Genomic DNA, 19,534 nt, shown 5'->3' with positions numbered 1-19,534 from the left:
TGACTCGTAGCTTCATTTTACACCCGTCTTTTTTATATGCAATACCTTGTGCATAATCGATACTTTTATTGTCATAATTGGGATTCAATCTATTTTTTATACGAAGCATCTATTTGCAATTCCATAACAGGAATTGTATAATCGTAATACACTTACTAAGGAGATAAATTATGTTCAGAATTGTACTTTGCGACGACAGTCCCGCAGATCTGACAATCCTATGCGGTTATCTGGAACAACTAAAGAAAGAACGGCCCTTAGAGATAGCCTCCTATAGGGACGGACTGGATTTACTGAAGGATTATAAGCAGAAAGGCTTCTGTGATATACTGGTATTGGACATGCGTATGGAGACCATGGGCGGTATCGAGGTAGCGAAACATATTCGTACAATTGATGCCGAGACGCCTATTCTTATTGTCACTGCCACAGTTGATTATGCGGTGGATGGCTACAAGGTAGGGGCCTTCCGCTACATCGTAAAGCCAGTAGAGCAGGCCGACTTTTTGTCTGCGGTAAAGGAGCTTCTAGATCGGCAGCTAAAAAAGCATGCTTCTATTTTCTCCTTTCCAAGTATCAGCGGGACAACCAAGCTTATGACGGATCATATCTACTACCTGGAATCAAATCTGAGAACCATACGGGTGGTTGCAATGGAAGGCACATTTACCTTTACCGGAACCATCAGTTCCCTGGAGGAACAGCTACGGCCTTATGGATTTATCCGCAGCCATAAGAGCTTTCTGATCAATGTAAGCCATATCTACAACATTTTTAAGGACTCCGTTACCATGGATAACAAGGAAATGCTGCCCATAAGCAAGCATAAACACAAAGAAGTGCATCAGGAATTCTTAAGCTACATGGAGTCCATATTATGACGGGCGTCCTGCAGCACGCCTGGGTCAGCTTTATTCTGTCTGCGGCAGAGACTCTGATCCTATACTGGCTGTGCGGTAATTTCCTCCATAGACGCTTACGATCAGCCCCCCAATACGCAGCAGGCATTCTCATCTATTTTGTATTCCAATGGATGACCTACTGGTTTCATGCGCCCCTGTTCAGCATGTGTATTTTTTACTGCACCTTTACCATACTGATTAGCTGCATGTTCTTCACTGATGCCCTGAGAACCAAGGTCCTGACAGCCTACCTTTTTGTAGTGCTTAACTATGCCTGCAAGCTGCTGTCTGCTGTGCTGGTAAGGCTTTTCCACAATGAACCGCTGCCCTCGGAGCCCAGTTTTCTGATCCAGAGCCCTCTGGCCCAGATGGCGGCTTGCGTGCTGTTTTTCTTTTTCACCCTCTTGCTCATCCTCTTTCGCAACATGAGAAAGAGCCACAAGGATGCTCTGTACGGAGCCATTTCCTTTTTGGTTCCGTCCGGGATTCTCTTTACCACGATTCAGATTTTCCACATGAAAAACCGCGTGTCTAATTTTTATCTGGAGATCTCCTGCATCCTGTTCTGCTCCTCCATGTTTCTGTTCTATCTGGTGGACGACTACGCCATCATAGACGAGGAAAGCCAGAAGAACATGATCGCGGATAAGCTTTTGCATATGCAGTCCTCCTATTACCAGAAGGTGGAGGATTCCCAGAGGGAAATCACTGCCCTGCGCCACGACCTGAAAAAACACCTCCATTCCCTGGTGGTGTTTTTAAAGTCAGGCCAATATGAGGAGGCCCTGGATTATATTGAACAAATATACCAGTCAGCCAACGGGATGAAGGTTCCCCTGTCCGGCGGCAACAGCATGGTCAATATCCTGGTAAATAACGCGCAGCAGCAGGCTGCCGCCAGTGACATTCCCCTGACAGCCAATATTATGGTGCCTCCAAAGCTGCCCATCGAGAACGTGGATCTGTGCATCATCCTAGGCAACCTGCTGGACAATGCGCTGGAAGCCTGTATCCGTATGAAAAAGCAGTCGAAGCGCTTCATACATACAGAGATACGCTGCCAGAAGGCATTTCTGATCATCAGCATATCCAACTCCTATAACGGTCAGTTCCGTAAGGATGGAAACCGTTATGAGAGCGTGAAGCTAGGTGAAAAGTACTGCGGAATCGGGCTGTCCAATGTGTCCACCGTTGTCCGTAAATACAAAGGAGATATGAAAATCAGCCATGATGAGAGCGTGTTCACTGTTACTGTTATGCTGCCCCTAAGCCCAGGTCTCCGTCCTATTGATTCACCACATTAACAGGATTCCCACTGATATATGCTTTCAGATTATGGACTGCTATATTTATCAGCCTTTGTCTGGATTCCTTTGGAGCCCAGGCAATATGAGGCGTGATGATACAGTTTTTTGCAGAAAGCAATGGGTTGTTCATCCGGATCGGCTCTGCAGAAACTACATCCACTGCCGCTCCTCCTACCTTGCCGCTGTTGAGGGCGTCTCTTAGATCTTCCTCCACAATCAACGGTCCTCTGGAGCTGTTGATAATCATCACCCCGTCCTTCATCTTGGCAATTTGGTTTCTGTTAATCATTCCCTGAGTTTCCGGAAACAGCGGGCAGTGCAGGGAAATTACATCGGAGGAGGCCAAAAGCTCATCCAGTTCAGCATACCTAAAGCCTGCGCTCTCCAAATTTTTATCCCTGTGAGTATCGTAAGCCAGAACCTTCATTCCCAGCGCCTGAGCAATCCTTCCAGTTCCCTGGCCAATACGGCCAAAGCCTATGATCCCCATGGTTTTTCCAGCCAGCTCAACCAACGGGGAGTTCCAGAAGCACCAGTCCCCACTGTTGGCCCAATCTCCCCTCTTTACGCACATGGAATGCTCTCCTATATGGTGACACAGCTCCAACAGCAAAGCGATTGTAAACTGGGCTACTGCATCCGTTCCGTAGGTTGGGATATTAACTACCAGCACCCCCGCCTCCTTTGCCGCCTCCACGTCAACTACATTGTAGCCGGTGGCCAACACCCCAATCAACTTCAGATTCGGACAGTCCGCTATGATCTCCTTTGTAATGGGAGCCTTATTCGTGTAAACCACCTGGGCATCCCCTATACGCTCTGCAATCCTGCTGTGATCGGCAGTTCGGTCATAAACGGTCAGCTCGCCCAGCTCCTTAAAGCCATCCCAGCTTAAATCTCCAGGATTCACCGTATATCCGTCTAAAATTACAATTTTCATTTTATTTACCCCCTTTTTTGTCTGTGTTTGTATATGCTATCCTCTATCATCCGTCCTCTCTGCCAGGCGAACCTTTCTTCTTTCTCTTCCTACTCCAAAGCCCATGCCCAGTTAATTACGAGCTTGGCATTTGCCAGGATGATAGCCTCATCCTCCTCCGGGCAAGGCGTCATATCCACGGAAAGCATATTTTTGCCTATTTTCAGCGCAGGCTTCAAGCTTCAGCAGCTTTACCTTATATAATTATATCACTTAAATTCCATAAAAGGGAGTCCTCTAAAGGCTAATCTCCCATAGTTTTCGAATACTTGATTGCCATATAACATCCGGCGATTTTGCTGGCTCCCAAAGAAATGAAGCAGGCTGCGCCGCCCAGGAAACCTTCCCCTCCCTGCCAGATAACCCTCCGCCAGCTTCACTGCATTCGTACTTTTACAGGCTTTCATACACAAAAAGAGCCGCAGGAAGAACATCTCCTGCGGCTGGAAAAACAAAATCCTCTGCCCTTTTGTCTATTTTATGTCTGGTCTATTACCGTTTAATATTAAATGCGTCCATTCCAGGAAATACCGCTCCTGTCCCCAGCTCCTCCTCAATCCGCAGAAGCTGATTGTATTTTGCGACGCGCTCGCTTCTGCTGGGCGCTCCTGTCTTTATCTGGCAGGTATTAAGAGCCACCGCCAAATCCGCAATGGTGGTATCCTCCGTCTCTCCCGATCGGTGGGAGGAAATTGCCGTATAACCTGCCTTATGAGCCATCTTAATAGCTTCCAGCGTTTCCGAAACCGTTCCAATCTGATTCAGCTTAATCAAAATAGAATTGCCGCAGCCCAAGCGAATACCTGTTGCCAGCCGCTGCGTATTGGTAACGAACAGATCGTCTCCCACAAGCTGGATTCTGTCTCCCAGCTCTTTGGTCATCTTTTGCCAGCCTTCCCAATCTTCCTCATCCAACCCGTCCTCAATGGAATAAATGGGATACTTATCGCAAAGCTCCTTCCAATGGGCAATCAGTTCCTCTGAGGTAAATTTCTTTCCACACTTAGGCAGTATGTACTCGCCTTTTTTGCCGCTTTTCCATTCACTGGAGGCGGCATCCATGGCAATCACAAAATCACTGCCAGGCTCATAGCCAGCTTTCTTAACCGCTTCCAGAATACACTGTATTGCCTCCTCATCGCTTCCCAAATCCGGCGCAAATCCGCCCTCGTCTCCTACAGAGGTGGCAAGCCCCCGTTCCTTCAAAAGGGCAGCCAGCGCGTGAAATACTTCCGTACACCAGCGGAGGCCCTCTTTAAAGCTTTCTGCCCCCGCAGGCATAATCATAAACTCCTGAACGTCCACCGTATTAGCAGCATGGGCGCCGCCGTTTAAAATATTCATCATAGGGAGAGGCAGGCGGTTGCCGTTTACGCCTCCCAGGAAACGATACAGCGGAAGCTCCAGGGCATTGGCCGCAGCTCTGGCACAGGCAATGGATACCGCCAGTATGGCATTGGCTCCCAGACGTGACTTGTCCTTTGTTCCGTCAGCCCTAAGCATCGCCCTGTCTACCCCATAGATATCAGCCCCATTCATTCCCTTTAATGTCTCAGAAATAACAGTATTTATATTATGGACTGCCTTGGAGACACCCTTTCCGCCAAATCGTTCTTTCTCCTTATCCCTCAGCTCCAGGGCTTCAAATTCGCCTGTGGACGCGCCGCTGGGGGCTGTTCCTCTGCCCATCGTGCCGTCAGCCAGATATACCTCGGCCTCCACCGTAGGATTTCCTCTGGAATCAATGATCTCTCTTCCGATTACTTTTTCAATTTCTAAATGCTTCATCTTCATCCCTTACCGCCTTCCTGATTCACCATGGCTTCCTTCCGCTCTGGCTCCAACAGAGCAGAAAGAAAACCCACGATTTATTCACATGTAGTTAGGTTGATCTAACTATCATAAGCATAGCAGACCCAGGAAGAAAAATCAATAGAAGAATCAGAAATTTTTCTCAATTTATCTCCGGTCTCCCCCAGATCAGGCAGCCGCCCTTTCCCAAGAAAGGTCCTTAATCCCAGCGGCTGATGGAGACGCTGAATTTCAATCTATATTTCATACCAGATAATTTCATTCTCCTTCAGCTTTAATTCAAAGCTGCTTCCATCTCCGCGGTAAACCGTTGTTTCCTGGGGCTCATAGGTGTTATTTACAACACAGTATTTGCCATTTTCCACATATGCATGCACTTCTACATTGTAGTTGCTGCTGAACCAGCTATGGAGACTTTCCTCAGCATGGGCGCTCCACATAATCGCTCTGTGCAAAAGCCTGCTGTTCTCAAAGCTGTATGGAAGGCCGCTGACATAGACCGCACGCCCTCTGCCAAATTCATGGACTGCCAGATTGACACGCTTTCCTGTCTCCGACAGTACCTGAGTGTTCTCCAGAGCATACATATTCTTCTGATTATCGCCAAAATCAATGGCTCCCGCGCTGTCCTCCGTAATAAAATGTCTGCTGCAGTCCCAGTTGTATTTATCATAGCCCAGCGTAAAGCCTGTTTCCTTTTCTACCCCGAACACATTTGCCAGCTGAATAAAACGCCCATTTGCCTGATGTCCGCTGGGCTCTCCGATTCCGATTATACCGCCGCCTTCATGTACAAAGCGCTTCACTGCCTCAGCTATGACAGGATTGTCCCACCATGGACCTCCAGTGTGTGCCGTGTCTGCGTCGCCCACATTGATCAGCACATCCATTTCCTTTAAGATTTCCTGGTTTTCAAGAATATCCTGGAAGCTGATAAATGTTACATCAAAGGGTGCGCCTGAAAGGGCTTCGATCACACCGGAATAAAAATAATTCTCTTTGAAATAGATTGCGTGATGCACCATATGACAGCCCCAGGCGCGCATCTTTCCCCAGCAGTTCAGAACTGCCACACGCTTAATACAGTAGGGAACGCAGCCATGGATGTTATCATACAGGGTGCGGAATTCTTGGCATACGGACTCTACATAATTTACAAAATCAGGGAACTCCAACGCCAGCTTCAGATATCCGCCGTAGCCGATCCGGTCAATGGGACTGCGCAGAATCGCTCTTCTGGCTGTTACCCAGTTTATCTTGGCTTCTTTCACCGGATCTCCCTTCTCATGGAAGGTATCAGGAAAAAAGTATGGAAGCAGTCTTCCTTCTGTATATTTCACACCTTTTATATCACTAATCAGGCGCAGGGTAGAGCCATTGCCGACGCTTCCCACCACAGCGTCCAGTCCCATGGAAGCAAATTCCTCCATAAACGGCTCTGTTCCAATCCAGTGATCTCCCAGGAACATCATAGCTTCTTTGCCGTACTCGTGGGTGATCTCTACCATCTCCCGCACGATTTTTGCGACCTCACGTCTCTGGAATGCCTGGAAATCCTGAAATTCCTTCGACGGAATCCTGTACTGGTTGTTATAATAGCCCTGGTCAATGATAAATTCCGGGCGGAAGCGATAGCCCGCCTCCTTCTCAAACTGCTCCAGAATATAGGGGCTGACCGACGCGGAATAGCCATACCAGTCCACATACTTCTCTCTTGCAAGCTCATCAAAAATCAGCGTAAACTGATGAAAAAATGTGGTAAAACGCAGCACATTTACATATGGATGCTCCTGAATAAACCTGCGCAGCCGCTCCATGGTATAGCGATGGGTCTTCGGCTGCCTGACATCAAAGGTAATCTGATGCTCTACTTCCTTCCAGTCATTGGTTACTGCATTATACATATGTACAGGGTCCCACATGATATACGCCAGAAAGCTGACTGTATAATCATGGAAGGGCAGGGCAGAAATAATCACCTCTCCGGCGGATTCATCATATTGCCAGTCCTCAGCCGCAACCGGGCAGCCTGTGGTTCTATCCATAACCTCCCACCACCGCTTTATATCGTCCCTGCTGTTTGGCTTTAGCATATCTGGATACAGACCCTTCATCAGATGCACTCTGAGTACAGCCTCTGTAGCGGTATAAAAGGGCGTCATAACATACATCTGCTGAATCTCCTCCGGATTCGCAGCGGCCCATTGGTTGTCCTTTCTGGTGGTATAGTAGGTTGAATAGATTTTTGCGTCTACCTCCCGAAGCTCCTTGGGAAAATCCGTTCCGTCACAATCCCTCAGCGCATCCGCGCCCCATCGCTCCATAATTTCCAATGTCTGCGGAATTACATCCAAATCCGTTGGAATCGTCACTCTTCCTTTACTCTGTCCCATAACTGCCTCCATCTAAATCGTTCTGCTATAATCATCAAGCATATTCTTGCCATATACCTCTACAATACTAATTTTATTGTCCATTTTCAACACTTATTTTGCTGGCTTTTTTATAATTATTGCTTTTATAGCAGGTTCGATGGACCTATATGCCTCCAGGCCGCTTTCACTGGCATTTCTGTATATATCTCTCTTCAAATACATCCGCCGGAACTGGCTTGCTGAACAAAAAGCCCTGTACTCCGGTACAATGGAGCTTTTTCAAAATTTCTAACTGTTCTTCTGTTTCAACCCCTTCTACTATGAGCTTTATATTCATCTTATGGCAGATATCCGAAACCGCAGAGATTACCGCCCGCGTCTTAGGGTTTCCGCTCAGATCATCTACAAGGTTTTTATCAATTTTCAGGGTATCAAAATCTGCCGCTGTAAACAGATATAGATTCGCGTTTTTTACTCCAAAGTCATCTACGGAAACAGAGAAGCCCTCCTTTTTAACAGCTCTGATTACCCTCAGAAAGCCCTCGAAATCCTCTTCCTCCTTGGTCTCCGTAATCTCAATTTCCACCAGAGTCTTTGGTATCCTGTATTTTTCCCAAATGCCGCACAGCTTTCTCACAAAATTCTTTTTAGACAATGTATAACGGGAAAAATTAACCGAAACCGGCTGTACTTCCAGATCTTTCTCCAGCCAGCTTTGTACGTGGCTGCATACCACATCCAAAATATGAAAATCCAGTAAGCCGATCAGATGTGCTTCCTCTAAAACCGGTATAAAGACGGATGGCGGCATCATCTGTCCCTGAGCAGTTTCACATCTAACTAAAGCTTCCGCCCCTATAACGCTCTGGGAATCCACCCCAATCTTAGGCTGGAAGAAAACATGGAACCGCTTCTCGTTAATCATTCTCTTAAGGACCCCTGGCTTTGCCATGTCCAAAACATCATCCATATCGTGGCGGTAACGCCCTGACAGAAATCTTCCGTGATAGAACCTGCGCTTGTCAGCATACATCTGTTCATCCGCTTTAAAAAGCACATCATGTATATTTTCACATGCTTCCGTCCAGAATGTGCCGACGGATACCGAGTAATCGTTCTCCAGGGCAAAAAAGCTTTTAAGCTCCTCAACATGCCAATTAAATTCATCCTCCTTTACATTTTCACAGATGACTACAAACTCGTCCCCTCCTATCCGGTAAATATCATCTGAGCCATAAAAGGCCCGTATACTCCTTGCAACGTCTATCAGAGTTTCATCGCCCTTCTGATGTCCGAACCGATCGTTTAGAGGCTTCATCCCGTTCACATCAATATATACCACTCCAACCGTACACTTACTTTCACCGTCCAGCTCTGCTATGCGCTTGTTAAACGCATTGCGGTTTCCCACCTGTGTTAGAGAATCGCAATAGCTCATCTGCTCCAGAAGCATAGTAGTGTAGAAATTTCTGAATGTGGCTCCAATAAAATATCCGATAAAATTGAGAATTACCCTGGTATTCTCCAGCTTGTGAACGGAATAATTGGCAACTCCGATCAATCCTGCTATCTCATCATTTGACACGATAGGCACTACCATCAAAGAGCGCACTCCCTGCTCTGATAATACCTGATACTCCTCCGGCCTGCTTTCTCGAAGCCCCTGGGTATCTTCAATCATGATGCACTCACTCCTGCTGAATCTCTCCATCCATCTGTCAATCAGCGAAGCCGGTATGCTATCTAAAATCATTGAATGTGAAATCAGTCCATCCAGACTCCACTCATAAATATTGCTTATCACACCATTGGCATTCTCAAATATAAAGGCACGCTGCGCTTCTAAAAATTCTCCGAGCTTTTGAAGCACCGCGTTTACATCTGCTTTCATGTCCTTGGAGGTGTAAAGCTGCTGGGCACATTCATTTACAAGCTTAGCCGCCTCCAGCGTATTTCCTAATTTAATTTTTTCCTGCTCCTCTTCCGTTATGTCAAAAGCGATTTCCAGCCGTGCTTTCCTTCCCCCCCACTCAATCAGCTTATCCTTTAGAAGATAATGCCGGTTCAGGACGGGATTTGTGAATCTCCATACATAAAAGCTGTCGTCTTTTAAGTATTGATTTGTGCAGAACTCGCAGGGAGTCCTTCTGCCCTGAATTGCCTCATAGCATTTTATATAGGAACGCTTTTCCAAACCCAGCGCTTTCCTTGCGGCACGGTTCAGATAAAGAAGATCATATGTGTCTGTATCAGCTACATAAATCAGTTCAGGCAGCTCATCGATCAAAGAAAACATGCAATCCCCTCTTTCATTCTTGTACAAGCCCTTTTTAAGCCAAGCCGGCGTAGTCTTTTTAAGGCACGTAAACATAATTATATGTTTTATATCGGCAGATAATGTAGAAACCTTAAACTGCCTATAGCCAGCCTTCGTTACAAAAATGTAAAGGGGCTTGCGCCCCCTCTCATATATACGGCTGCTTCTCCCCACTCACTCCTCCCCTCGTCACAAAAGCCCGCCAAAAGATTTCAGCAAAGAAATTCCCTATTTCTCCGCCCACAGCCGCCACAGCCCCTTAATCCAGCAAATTCGTCATGCTCTTTAGACTAATGGCCAGTGTTGACGTATTGTGAAGCAAGGCAGACATAGCCGGAGTAATCACCCCGCCTACTCCCAGCAGGATAAGAGCCAGATTAAAGCCAATCACAAATCTGTAATTCCGGTCAATCCGATCCATCAAGGCGCTGCTGATGGCTCGGAGAGTCACCAGCTGAAACAAATTATCCTCCGATATGGTAATATCTGCAATCTCTCTTGCTATCTCCGCCCCCTCGCTGATGGCAATTCCCACGTCAGCAGCCGACAGGGCCGGCGAGTCGTTAATCCCATCTCCTATCATAATAACCTTTCGGCCTTTTCTTTTTTCCTCCTCCACAAATCCTGCCTTATCCTCAGGAAGCACTTCGGAATAATATTCATCTACACCCACCTGGCCGGCAATGGAGCGGGCCGTTCGCCCGCTGTCGCCTGTCATCATCACTATTTTAGAGATTCCCTGCATATGGAGAGCGCCAATGACTGCGTCAGCCTCCTCCCGCAGCGGATCTTCTATACAGATAACCGCAGCCAGAATGCCTCCTACAGCCAGATACAGATGGGAATACTCCGTCGGCAGCTTGCGGAAGGCTTCCCTCTTATCCTCCGGTATGACACATTTCTCATCCTCAAATACAAAGTGATAGCTTCCGATGACAACTCGCTCCTTACCCACATAGGTGGCAATTCCATGAGCAACGATGTAATCCACCTTGGAATGCATTTCCTTATGAACCAGCCCTCGCTTTTCCGCTTCATTTACCACAGCATTTGCCATGGAGTGAGGAAAATGCTCCTCCAGACAGGCCGCTATCCGCAACAGCTCATCCTTGTCCTTTCCGTTAAACACCACTACGTCCGCAACCTGGGGCTTTGCTTTTGTCAGAGTTCCCGTCTTGTCAAATACAATGGTATCGGCGGCGGCCACCGCCTCCATGTATTTTCCTCCCTTAACGGTAATATGATAAGCGCTGGCCTCCCGCATTGCCGAAAGCACCGACAGCGGCATAGCCAGCTTCAGAGCACAGGAAAAATCCACCATCAGGATTGAAAGGGCCTTAGTCACATTTCTGGTTAGAAGCCAGGTCAAAACGGTTCCTCCCAGGCTCCAGGGCACCAGAGCGTCTGCCAGAGTAGCCGCCTTTCCCTCAGCGGCTGACTTAAGCTGTTCCGACTCCTCAATCATCTTCACAATACGTTCAAACCGGGTAGAGCCTGCAACCTTCTTTACACAGAGAGTCAGCCCGCCCTCCTCAACGGCGGTTCCCGCATAAACATACATGCCGCGCTCTTTCTTTACAGGAATGGATTCCCCTGTCATGGAAGCTTGATTTACCATAGCCTCGCCGGATACCACAATACCATCCAGAGGAATCACATTTCCCACATGCACTGTTACCAGATCGCCTTCCCGGATGGAAGAAACGGGAACCAGAACTTCGGCGCCTTCCACATTCTGCCAGACCCTATCAATATTCAGGGACATACTTCTAGCCAGATCCCCCACGGATCGCTTGTGGGTCCATTCCTCCAAAAGCCCGCCTACTCCCAGAAGGAACATAACCGATCCAGCTGTATCAAAATCACGGCGCAAAATTGATACCGAAATGGCGGCAGCGTCCAGCACCTCAACCTCCAGCCTTCCCTGCAGAATACACTTAAGGCCTTTTATACAATATCTGAGTCCATGAAATGCTGTATAGGCTGCGCGTAACGGCCCAGGCAGAAGCATCTTTGTAAGCGTCCGCACCGCAATATGCTGAATCAGCTTCTCCTTATATTCCCGATTCAAAGCTCTCCCGCTGTTTCTGGGGACAAGCTCCTTAAGCTGCTCATCCTCATAGGTAAATCGCTGGATTCCCTCCAGAATCTTCCTTCTCTCACCGTCAAACATCACCACCGCATCTCCGGTCCGGTCATGGACCTTTGCGCCCCTAACCCCCGGCAGACCGCAGAGATAATACTGCAGCAAATCTGCCTGGCGTATGCTCATTCCTCTTTGATACAAATGGACTCTTACCCGTCCTCTTATCTCATGTCTGATTACAAATTTCATGATTGACCGCTCCTATCCTGCTGCTTATTTGAACTAACGCCCCCTATAAAGACTTAGAACGAAACACCGCCTGGGGACGTTTCTCTCCCCAGGCGGATCATTCATTACTCTGAGGCTGCCTCCATCAAAGCCTCAGAGGCTGCTTGCCCACTTTCATCCTCGAATACCTCGGCCTTACGCTTCGCATTGATTTCTCTGGCCTCTGCCAGCACATCCTCCGCATTCTCCTGAATATTGGTAGCGGCAGTCATTGCACAATCCTTTGCTCTCAGTCCCGCAGCCAGGCACTTAATGTAAAATCGTTTCGCGTCATGGCTTCCCAGCAGCTTAACTCCTGCTGTTCCAAAAAGAACGCCCCCTAAAAACATTCCTATCTTCCTGCACTTTAAACAGTCAATCATTCCTTTTTCCTCCTTTTGCCTATCTGTGTTTGTAACCTGTATAGACCGCCATTGCAAGGCAGACTACCATGGCCCATGCCCAGAACTTATGCCGCTTCATCTTATGTCACTTCCTTTTACGTGTAATTTACATAAGGCTTATACTCATGCTAATTGCGTTTCCCCTGGTTAGTCAATTACAACAAGGCTTATCGAGAAATTTCCTCATTTAATTCGATTAATCCTGTAAACCGTATATCCAGCCTCCCTTACCGCATCCCTCAAAGCCTCGTCCCCGGTATCCTCCTTCATATAGACATCCGCCTGGCCCCTGTCTAAGTCCACTCTGGCATATGTTCCCTCCAATGCATTAAGAGCATTTTCCACCCGTACAGAACAGATTCCGCAGGACATACCATCCACCTTCAATACTTTCTCATAGGGGTAGTGAGACAAATCCTTATCCTTCACTCTCAGCCTCTTAGGCATTTTCTCCCCTGAGGCTTTGCAACACCCCGAATATAAACGCTTTATACAGCCCTTAATGCCCAGCACTGCAGCTATTACCAGCAGCGTTGTTATAACCGCGGTTGACACTCTTTCCCCTCCTTATCCTCCGGATAAGAATACTGATACGTACGAGAAAGAACTCCCATCTCCTCCAGAGCGTTTACAGTCCTGTATATAGTAGCCATTCCCAGATTTGGATTACGCTTGCGGGCCTGGTAATAGATATCCTTGCAGGTGGTCCAGTTTCCCTCCAGTATCACATCCAGAAGCATTTCCCGCTGCCCTGTTATCCTCTTTCCCCTTTTTCTGAATTCCTCAATTACCTGTTTCTTCTGCAGCATGTATCAGATCTCCTTCCCATGTAATGACAAGCTCTTAAGAAGCCCCAAGCTGTTTACATGCAAGCCAGTCCAGGCCGGATTCCGGAACCGTTCCGGAATCCGGCCTGGACGCCAAATGTTCAAATTCCCTTATTCCGTTTAGACAATGGTTCCGGCTTTTCCATCCAGTTTTAACGATCGGCTCTCCTTATAAGGACGAAGCAGCAGATATATAAACAGAGCAATCAGAGCCGCAGCCACAGCTGTGCCGATACCGAGGGTTCTCTCTATAACAGAAGTTCCCACCTGATATACGCAGAGAGATACGGCATAAGCCAGAATCGTCTGATAGCCAATGGCAAACCAGGTCCATTTTCCATTGTTCATTTCACGTTTAATGGCTCCGATTGCCGCAAAGCAAGGTGCGCACAACAGGTTAAATACCAGGAAGGAGTAGCCGCTGGCAACGGTAAAGCTGGAGGCAAGGTTTCCCCAAATTTCCGCGCCGTCCTCTGCCACCTCCCCAAAGCCATAGAGAATTCCAAAGGTGCCAACTACATTCTCCTTGGCTATCAGCCCGGTAACAGCCGCCACAGCCGCCTTCCAGTCTCCCCACCCAAGGGGGGCAAACAGAGGAGCGATAAGGCTTCCTATGGATGCCAGAATACTGCTGTTTAATTGCTCTGCCTCCAAGGCTCTGAAGCTTCCGTCCACCCAGCCATAGCTCATCATAAACCAAAGCACGATGGTTGACAGCAAAATAATGGTTCCCGCCTTCTTGATAAAGGACCATCCCCTCTCCCACATGCTTCTCAGTACATTGCTTATCGTAGGCATGTGATAAGCCGGCAGCTCCATCACGAAAGGCGCCGGATCTCCGGCAAACATATTTGTCTTCTTCAGAATAATACCAGAGCAGATAATTGCCGCAATTCCTACGAAATAAGCGCTTGGGGCAACCCAGGAAGTCCCGTTAAAGACAGCTCCCGCAAACAAAGCGATAATGGGCAGCTTGGCGCCGCAGGGAATGAAGGTAGTCGTTATGATCGTCATCTTACGATCTCTGTCGTTCTCTATGGTACGGGAGGCCATAACCCCCGGAACTCCGCAGCCTGTGCCGATCAGCATTGGGATGAAGGATTTACCAGACAATCCAAACTTGCGGAAAATTCTATCCATGATAAACGCAACTCTTGCCATATAACCGCAGGACTCCAAAAACGCCAGAAAGATAAACAGAACCAGCATCTGGGGAACAAAGCCCAGAACAGCTCCCACCCCGGCTATAATTCCATCCAGAATCAGGCTGGAGAGCCAATCAGCGCAATCTACAGCCTCCAGGAAATTCCCTATAATTACAGGTACGCCCGGCACCCATACGCCATAGCTTGCCGGTTCCGGCTCCTCTGCCTCCATGGCAGCGGCAAAATCAGAAACAGCCACTGGAATAGAGGCGGTTATATTGCCCTCCTCATCTTCAATTTCAGCTACAGCTTCCACACCTGCAGCGCCTGCAGCCTCCTCAAAGGCGGCAATTCCCGCCTCGTCAGGCTCCTCAGCTTCGAATACAGAAGCGTCAATACCCTGTTCAGAAGCAGCGGCAATATAGGCTTCAATCTTAGCAGCCTCCACAGCATATTCCTCAGCCGCTTCCTCATAGGCGGCCGTTCCTATGCCAAAAAGATGCCAGCCGTCGCCAAAAACGCCGTCATTGGCCCAGGTTGTAGCCCAGTCTCCCACCGTGGAAACAGATACATAATATACAAACCACATAATCACTGCGAAGATAGGCAAAGCCAGCCAGCGGTTGGTCACAATATGGTCGATCTTATCTGAAGCGCTCAGCTTCCCCTTACGTTTCTTTGTGTAGCAGCTTTTAATGATTGATGTGATATAGTTGTAACGCTCATTGGTAATGATGCTCTCAGAATCATCCCCCAGAGCCTCCTCCGTGTGCTTAATCAGATTCTCCACATCCGGAACCATGGTCATTCCAGAAGCAATTTTATCATCACGCTCAAAAAGCTTGACAGCATAAAAACGCTTCTGCGCTTCTGGTATGTCGTTGCTGAGGGAGCGTTCAATTTCATCCAGCACAGCCTCCACATCTGCTGAAAACGTATGTACAGGCGCCCCTATACGGCCATTTTGGGCAAGCTCAACCGCCTGTACGGCCGCTTCCATGATTCCAGTTCCCTTAAGAGCGGAAATCTCCACAACAGGACAGCCCAGCTTTCTGCTTAAAGCCTTTATGTCAATCTGATCTCCGTTCTTTTTTACAATGTCCATCATATTCACAGCCATCAGAACCGGAATTCCAAGCTCCATCAGCTGAGTGGAAAGATAGAGGTTGCGCTCTAGATTGGTGCCATCCACAATGTTAAGAATGGCATCCGGCCTCTCTTTAATCAAATAGTTTCTGGCAACAACCTCCTCCAGCGTGTAGGGTGACAGGGAATAAATTCCCGGAAGATCCATGATATAAACATCCTTATTCCCCTTTAGCTTACCCTCTTTCTTCTCCACTGTCACTCCAGGCCAGTTTCCCACAAACTGATTGGAACCAGTCAGTCCATTAAACAGAGTGGTCTTTCCGCAGTTGGGATTACCGGCCAAAGCAATTTTAATCGACATTTCCATATCCTCCTCATTCTCTTATTGAGAAATTTTATCAATAAATTAGTTCAGACTAACCTGACTCTGCAAAAAAGCAGCTTTTACTGTACCTCAATCATCTCCGCGTCTGCTTTTCTCAAAGATAATTCATATCCCCTTACATTCACCTCCACCGGGTCTCCTAAAGGCGCCACCTTACGTACAAATACCTCCGTCCCCTTTGTAATCCCCATATCCATAATCCGGCGCTTAACAGCTCCCTCCCCATGAAGCTTTATCACGGAAACCGTGTCTCCACACTTAACCTCTTTTAATGTGCGCATGTCAAACCGCTCCTTTCTTCTTCATACCTGCGATCCGGCCGTTTCTTTCCTTGCCGTTTTTGGCGCAAGCTCTCCTATACCATGATTTTGTTCGCCATTTCCCTGCTGATGGCAACTCTGGATTCCTTTACCGTTACAATCACATTTCCTCCGTTTGTGGAAACCACCTTCAGGTCAGTTCCCGGCACAAATCCCATATTCTCCAAGTGGCGGCGCACCTCCTCCTTTCCGCCTACCCGCTTTATGGATGCTTCCTGACCCTCTTTTACCATTGATAAAGGCATCATGTATCACTCCCTTTCGTAAAATTGACGTGATCCTCTAATCATTCGTATATACAGTCCGGAAGGTTATATCCTCCTAACTGCAAATTCAGGTTAGCACTAGTGAACTCAAATGTCAATAATTTTTTTCAATAATTTTCTGTTTTAAAAGAAAATATAGGAGGAAAAGGGCAGAGCTGTCTCACATCCTTCTCAGCCCTGCCCTCTGCTGCCCGTGCCATAATCAGCCGCCTTTGAGCATACAGACGCCTCTATATCCTAGCTCTGCCTCCCTTTTCTACGCAAGCGCTTTGCCTAAGGCTACGCACTGCTCCTGGGCCTCTGCGTCCGGAGCTCCGTTGCAAATCACAGAATCACAGGCCAGCACAGCTCCGCCGCCCTGGCAGGTTTCCTCCCAGGAGCGCATCCATTCCCCGTCGCCCCATCCATAGGAGCCAAACAAAGCGATTTTCTTACCATTAAGCTTTCCTTCACATTCTGCAAACATCGGCTCAAACTCGTCTTCCTCCAGCTGCTCCGCTCCCATAGACGGGCATCCGAAAGCAACCGCATCAAATTCGTCCAACTTGGCTGCCTCAAACTCCGAAGCAGTAAATACACTTACCTCAGCCCCGGCAGTCTTGGCTCCCTCGGCTACCTTCTCCGCCATTGCCTCCGTGTTGCCAGTTCCACTCCAGAAAACCACCGCCACTTTACTCATTCCCTATTACCTCTCTTCTTTTATGATTTATCTTCAGACAGCAACCGTAAGCTGCCATACCGACCTTCCCTGCTCCCACAAACGGGCATAGGCTTTTTTGCATTTTTTATATTTTGAAAATACCTTAATCGCCTCACATTCATCACAGTAAACCTTCCAATAGCCCTTGCATATACAATTTTTCCCTTCATTTTCAATAAATCCAACCACATCCCCCAGTGGATAACCCAGAAAAACGCCAATTTCATGGGGAAAATGGATTTCCATAGCCACACGCCGCCTTATATTGGCAACTGCCCTGTCCACATCTACGTCCTCATATCCATAAGCCTTCAGAAATGCTTCAACTCCCGGCTGCCTCAGATCGGCTGCAAGATGGCTTCTCCGATAAACATAAATAAGAGCCCTGTTCCCCCTCCTGCATAAGTCCACCAGATAAATCCCCTTCCTCCGCAGACGTCCGTTCCACAGCTTAAGCTGCTTATCCAGCTCTTCATCCGATATGTAGCTGTGATTAAAAAGGCTGGCCGTCTTCAGAGATGCCAGAGTGGGCGAACAGTACTCAATCAAATGTTGCTCCAGTGACATATTGCCTCCCCGTTTTCTATCCTGACGTTTTGCAAAGCCAAGGTATTTATTGGTTAGTTATTTCTAACCCAAATGTAACTATAGCACACCTTCATAAGAAAAGCAAAGCAAAGAAAGTCTATTGAGAATTTTTCTTGCCAAAGAAGCGGCGCACATGAAGAAGATTTGTCAAACCAGAGGCTGCAAATTATCAGAGCCCCAGTATAACTCATCTGTATATAACCGTTGGAGCACAGAAGGCGAGAGTTTTGATTGTACCTTTGTTGGCACCGCAGGCGGCATTCTCCTTGCCCGGCTTCACAACAGTACTGATCGAAATGAACTGGAAATTTTGCTAGCAAAGGGCTATCACGCTATCATTTTAGCCCTTCCAAAGCCTGCAGAAACCTATCGTAATGGAAAATACGGATGCCCCGGCTACGCTCAAAAAACGCCGCAGGAGCATCACTTTGAGGATCAGGCTATGCTTCCAATGGAGCTGTCCTGGATCATACAGTCTTAACCCAATGGATGAATAAACAGTCCGCTCCTGAGCTTTGGTTCAAACCAGGTAGATTTAGGAGGCATCAACCGTCCCGCGTCCGCCACAGCCAGCAGCTCTCTTATGGAGGTGGGATACATAGCAAACGCCACAGCCATATCCTCATGAACTCTGCGCTCCAGCTCTCCCAGCCCACGGATTCCACCAATAAAATCAATCCGCCTGTCTGTGCGGGGATCGCCTACTCCCAGAACAGGGCCTAAAAGCTGATCCTGAAGAATCGACACATCCAGTCCCTTAACCGGATCGTGGCTTACAATCTCATTCTTCGCCTCCAGCTCATACCAGGTCTCCTCCAGAAACATACCAAAGCAGCCCTTCCCGGAGGGTTCATAAGGTTCCCTTCCTGTCTCCTTAACCAGGAACTTTTCTTCCACAGCTGCCAGGAACGCCTCCTTTGACAGCCCGTTCAAATCCTTTATCACCCGGTTATAGGGCAGTATCATCAGTTCCTCGTCAGGGAACAGCACAGCCAGAAAGTAATTATAGGCTTCCCCTCCGCTGTAGTCCGGATTTTCCCTCCTGCGCTTTAAGCCCACCTTAACCGCAGAAGCGGCTCTGTGATGTCCGTCCGCAATATAGGTAGATGGAATCTTTACGAAAGCAGACTGGATTCCGGTTACAGCCTCAGGACAGCTGACGATCCATACCCTGTGCCCGATCCCATCCTCAGAAACAAAATCATAGACAGGCTCCCCCTCCTTCACCTTGTCCACAATCACCCTCAAGGCTTCATTCTGTCTGTAGGCCAGGAAAATAGGACCTGTGTGCGCATTGGTGACGTCCACATGGCGGATACGGTCAAGCTCCTTGTCCTCCCGTGTATTCTCATGCTTTTTAATCACTCCGCTTATATAATCGTCGATGGAGCAGCAGGCCACGATTCCTGTCTGGCTCCGGCCCTCCATGGTCAGCTCATAAAGATAATAATTCTCCCTCTGGTCCTCCACATAGATGCCCTCAGCAATCTGCTTGTCCAGCAGCTCCCTGGCCTTCTCATAAACTCTGTCATCATAGGTATCCACAGAACTGGGAAACTGAGTTTCAGCCCGATCAATATTGAGAAAGGACAAGGGCTTTCCCGCCACCTCCTCACAGGCCTCCCTCCTGTTATACACATCATAAGGCAGTGCAGCCACTTTGGCAGCATTCTCCTTCTTGGGCCTGATACATACAAATGGTTTTACAACTGCCATTTCTTATCTCCTACTCTCTTTATTTGATTCCTTTATTAATTACAGCCTT

The 19,534-nt window shown here is 47.9% G+C and carries 17 protein-coding genes; 3 read left to right on the top strand and 14 right to left on the bottom strand.

The genetic code is table 11. From position 1 onward, the window contains the following. Nucleotides 1–170 precede the first annotated feature (170 nt). Together FYJ39_RS06880 and FYJ39_RS06875 are read left to right on the top strand one after the other, a co-directional pair. Nucleotides 171–881: a LytR/AlgR family response regulator transcription factor gene (locus FYJ39_RS06880; RefSeq protein ID WP_154471733.1), complete on the top strand. Its 711-nt coding sequence runs from the start codon at nucleotides 171–173 to the stop codon at nucleotides 879–881. Next, nucleotides 878–2,206 carry a GHKL domain-containing protein gene (locus tag FYJ39_RS06875; protein ID WP_154471732.1) on the top strand — a complete coding sequence of 443 codons (1,329 nt, stop codon included), beginning with the start codon at nucleotides 878–880 and terminating at the stop codon, nucleotides 2,204–2,206. The genes FYJ39_RS06880 and FYJ39_RS06875 overlap by 4 nt, the downstream gene beginning before the upstream one ends. On the opposite strand, the gene FYJ39_RS06870 is transcribed toward FYJ39_RS06875, so the two are convergent. The 13 genes from FYJ39_RS06870 to FYJ39_RS06810 form a co-directional block, all read right to left on the bottom strand. Then, nucleotides 2,187–3,149 (bottom strand): D-2-hydroxyacid dehydrogenase, encoded by a 963-nt coding sequence (locus FYJ39_RS06870; protein WP_154471731.1) that lies wholly within the window; start codon nucleotides 3,147–3,149, stop codon nucleotides 2,187–2,189. The two genes, FYJ39_RS06875 and FYJ39_RS06870, sit on opposite strands and share 20 nt — an antisense overlap. Nucleotides 3,150–3,680: 531 nt before the next feature. Further along, nucleotides 3,681–4,976 (bottom strand): phosphopyruvate hydratase, encoded by a 1,296-nt coding sequence (gene eno, locus FYJ39_RS06865; RefSeq protein ID WP_154471885.1) that lies wholly within the window; start codon nucleotides 4,974–4,976, stop codon nucleotides 3,681–3,683. Between the two features lie 260 nt (nucleotides 4,977–5,236). Next, the gene (gnpA, locus tag FYJ39_RS06860; protein ID WP_154471730.1) at nucleotides 5,237–7,393 is read right to left on the bottom strand and encodes a 1,3-beta-galactosyl-N-acetylhexosamine phosphorylase; all 2,157 of its coding nucleotides are present in this window, start codon (nucleotides 7,391–7,393) and stop codon (nucleotides 5,237–5,239) included. A 166-nt stretch (nucleotides 7,394–7,559) separates the two neighbouring features. Further along, on the bottom strand, nucleotides 7,560–9,671 hold the full coding sequence (locus FYJ39_RS06855) for a sensor domain-containing diguanylate cyclase (protein WP_195840392.1): 2,112 nt from the start codon (nucleotides 9,669–9,671) through the stop codon (nucleotides 7,560–7,562). 280 nt (nucleotides 9,672–9,951) lie between these two features. Beyond that, a complete protein-coding gene (locus FYJ39_RS06850) occupies nucleotides 9,952–12,027 on the bottom strand; it encodes a heavy metal translocating P-type ATPase (protein WP_154471728.1) in 2,076 nt (691 codons plus the stop codon). Nucleotides 12,028–12,131: 104 nt separating this feature from the next. Then, nucleotides 12,132–12,428 carry a DUF6110 family protein gene (locus FYJ39_RS06845; RefSeq protein WP_154471727.1) on the bottom strand — a complete coding sequence of 99 codons (297 nt, stop codon included), beginning with the start codon at nucleotides 12,426–12,428 and terminating at the stop codon, nucleotides 12,132–12,134. A gap of 204 nt (nucleotides 12,429–12,632) precedes the next feature. Then, nucleotides 12,633–13,004, bottom strand: a complete 372-nt coding sequence (locus FYJ39_RS06840) for a heavy-metal-associated domain-containing protein (protein WP_328597526.1) — start codon at nucleotides 13,002–13,004, stop codon at nucleotides 12,633–12,635. Next, nucleotides 12,986–13,258 (bottom strand): Fur family transcriptional regulator, encoded by a 273-nt coding sequence (locus FYJ39_RS06835; protein WP_154471726.1) that lies wholly within the window; start codon nucleotides 13,256–13,258, stop codon nucleotides 12,986–12,988. Before FYJ39_RS06835 ends, FYJ39_RS06840 begins: the two co-directional genes overlap by 19 nt. A 138-nt stretch (nucleotides 13,259–13,396) precedes the next feature. Continuing rightward, a complete protein-coding gene (gene feoB / locus FYJ39_RS06830; protein WP_154471725.1) occupies nucleotides 13,397–15,871 on the bottom strand; it encodes a ferrous iron transport protein B in 2,475 nt (824 codons plus the stop codon). An 83-nt stretch (nucleotides 15,872–15,954) separates the two neighbouring features. Next, nucleotides 15,955–16,176 (bottom strand): FeoA family protein, encoded by a 222-nt coding sequence (locus FYJ39_RS06825; RefSeq protein WP_054346530.1) that lies wholly within the window; start codon nucleotides 16,174–16,176, stop codon nucleotides 15,955–15,957. 74 nt (nucleotides 16,177–16,250) lie between these two features. Further along, a complete protein-coding gene (locus FYJ39_RS06820; protein ID WP_353954573.1) occupies nucleotides 16,251–16,463 on the bottom strand; it encodes a FeoA family protein in 213 nt (70 codons plus the stop codon). 274 nt (nucleotides 16,464–16,737) lie between these two features. After that, a complete protein-coding gene (locus tag FYJ39_RS06815; protein WP_154471724.1) occupies nucleotides 16,738–17,160 on the bottom strand; it encodes a flavodoxin in 423 nt (140 codons plus the stop codon). Nucleotides 17,161–17,193: 33 nt separating this feature from the next. Next, entirely contained in the window at nucleotides 17,194–17,748 is a 555-nt protein-coding gene (locus tag FYJ39_RS06810; RefSeq protein WP_154471723.1) for a DUF3793 family protein, read from the bottom strand. Between the two features lie 154 nt (nucleotides 17,749–17,902). On the opposite strand from FYJ39_RS06810, the gene FYJ39_RS06805 reads away from it, so the two are divergent. Continuing rightward, nucleotides 17,903–18,250 (top strand): hypothetical protein, encoded by a 348-nt coding sequence (locus tag FYJ39_RS06805; protein WP_154471722.1) that lies wholly within the window; start codon nucleotides 17,903–17,905, stop codon nucleotides 18,248–18,250. On the opposite strand, the gene FYJ39_RS06800 is transcribed toward FYJ39_RS06805, so the two are convergent. Continuing rightward, complete coding sequence (locus FYJ39_RS06800; protein WP_154471721.1) at nucleotides 18,247–19,485, bottom strand: DUF1015 domain-containing protein; 1,239 nt, start codon at nucleotides 19,483–19,485, stop codon at nucleotides 18,247–18,249. The two genes, FYJ39_RS06805 and FYJ39_RS06800, sit on opposite strands and share 4 nt — an antisense overlap. Nucleotides 19,486–19,534: the final 49 nt, after the last annotated feature.

Origin of the sequence: Clostridium porci (assembly GCF_009696375.1) — a bacterium.
Lineage (GTDB): Bacteria > Bacillota > Clostridia > Lachnospirales > Lachnospiraceae > Enterocloster > Enterocloster porci.
The sequence above is the reverse complement of the archived record's forward strand: the minus strand, read 5'-3'. Positions and strand labels throughout refer to the sequence as shown.

Excerpts from the sequence above, each read along its gene's own strand:
- FYJ39_RS06880 (WP_154471733.1), top strand. The coding sequence starts at position 171 with ATGTTCAGAATTGTACTTTGCGACGACAGTCCCGCAGATCTGACAATC.
- FYJ39_RS06875 (WP_154471732.1), top strand. The coding sequence starts at position 878 with ATGACGGGCGTCCTGCAGCACGCCTGGGTCAGCTTTATTCTGTCTGCG.
- FYJ39_RS06870 (WP_154471731.1), bottom strand. The coding sequence starts at position 3,149 with ATGAAAATTGTAATTTTAGACGGATATACGGTGAATCCTGGAGATTTA.
- eno (WP_154471885.1), bottom strand. The coding sequence starts at position 4,976 with ATGAAGCATTTAGAAATTGAAAAAGTAATCGGAAGAGAGATCATTGAT.
- gnpA (WP_154471730.1), bottom strand. The coding sequence starts at position 7,393 with ATGGGACAGAGTAAAGGAAGAGTGACGATTCCAACGGATTTGGATGTA.
- FYJ39_RS06855 (WP_195840392.1), bottom strand. The coding sequence starts at position 9,671 with ATGTTTTCTTTGATCGATGAGCTGCCTGAACTGATTTATGTAGCTGAT.
- FYJ39_RS06850 (WP_154471728.1), bottom strand. The coding sequence starts at position 12,027 with ATGAAATTTGTAATCAGACATGAGATAAGAGGACGGGTAAGAGTCCAT.
- FYJ39_RS06845 (WP_154471727.1), bottom strand. The coding sequence starts at position 12,428 with ATGATTGACTGTTTAAAGTGCAGGAAGATAGGAATGTTTTTAGGGGGC.
- FYJ39_RS06835 (WP_154471726.1), bottom strand. The coding sequence starts at position 13,258 with ATGCTGCAGAAGAAACAGGTAATTGAGGAATTCAGAAAAAGGGGAAAG.
- feoB (WP_154471725.1), bottom strand. The coding sequence starts at position 15,871 with ATGTCGATTAAAATTGCTTTGGCCGGTAATCCCAACTGCGGAAAGACC.
- FYJ39_RS06825 (WP_054346530.1), bottom strand. The coding sequence starts at position 16,176 with ATGCGCACATTAAAAGAGGTTAAGTGTGGAGACACGGTTTCCGTGATA.
- FYJ39_RS06820 (WP_353954573.1), bottom strand. The coding sequence starts at position 16,463 with ATGATGCCTTTATCAATGGTAAAAGAGGGTCAGGAAGCATCCATAAAG.
- FYJ39_RS06815 (WP_154471724.1), bottom strand. The coding sequence starts at position 17,160 with ATGAGTAAAGTGGCGGTGGTTTTCTGGAGTGGAACTGGCAACACGGAG.
- FYJ39_RS06810 (WP_154471723.1), bottom strand. The coding sequence starts at position 17,748 with ATGTCACTGGAGCAACATTTGATTGAGTACTGTTCGCCCACTCTGGCA.
- FYJ39_RS06805 (WP_154471722.1), top strand. The coding sequence starts at position 17,903 with ATGAAGAAGATTTGTCAAACCAGAGGCTGCAAATTATCAGAGCCCCAG.
- FYJ39_RS06800 (WP_154471721.1), bottom strand. The coding sequence starts at position 19,485 with ATGGCAGTTGTAAAACCATTTGTATGTATCAGGCCCAAGAAGGAGAAT.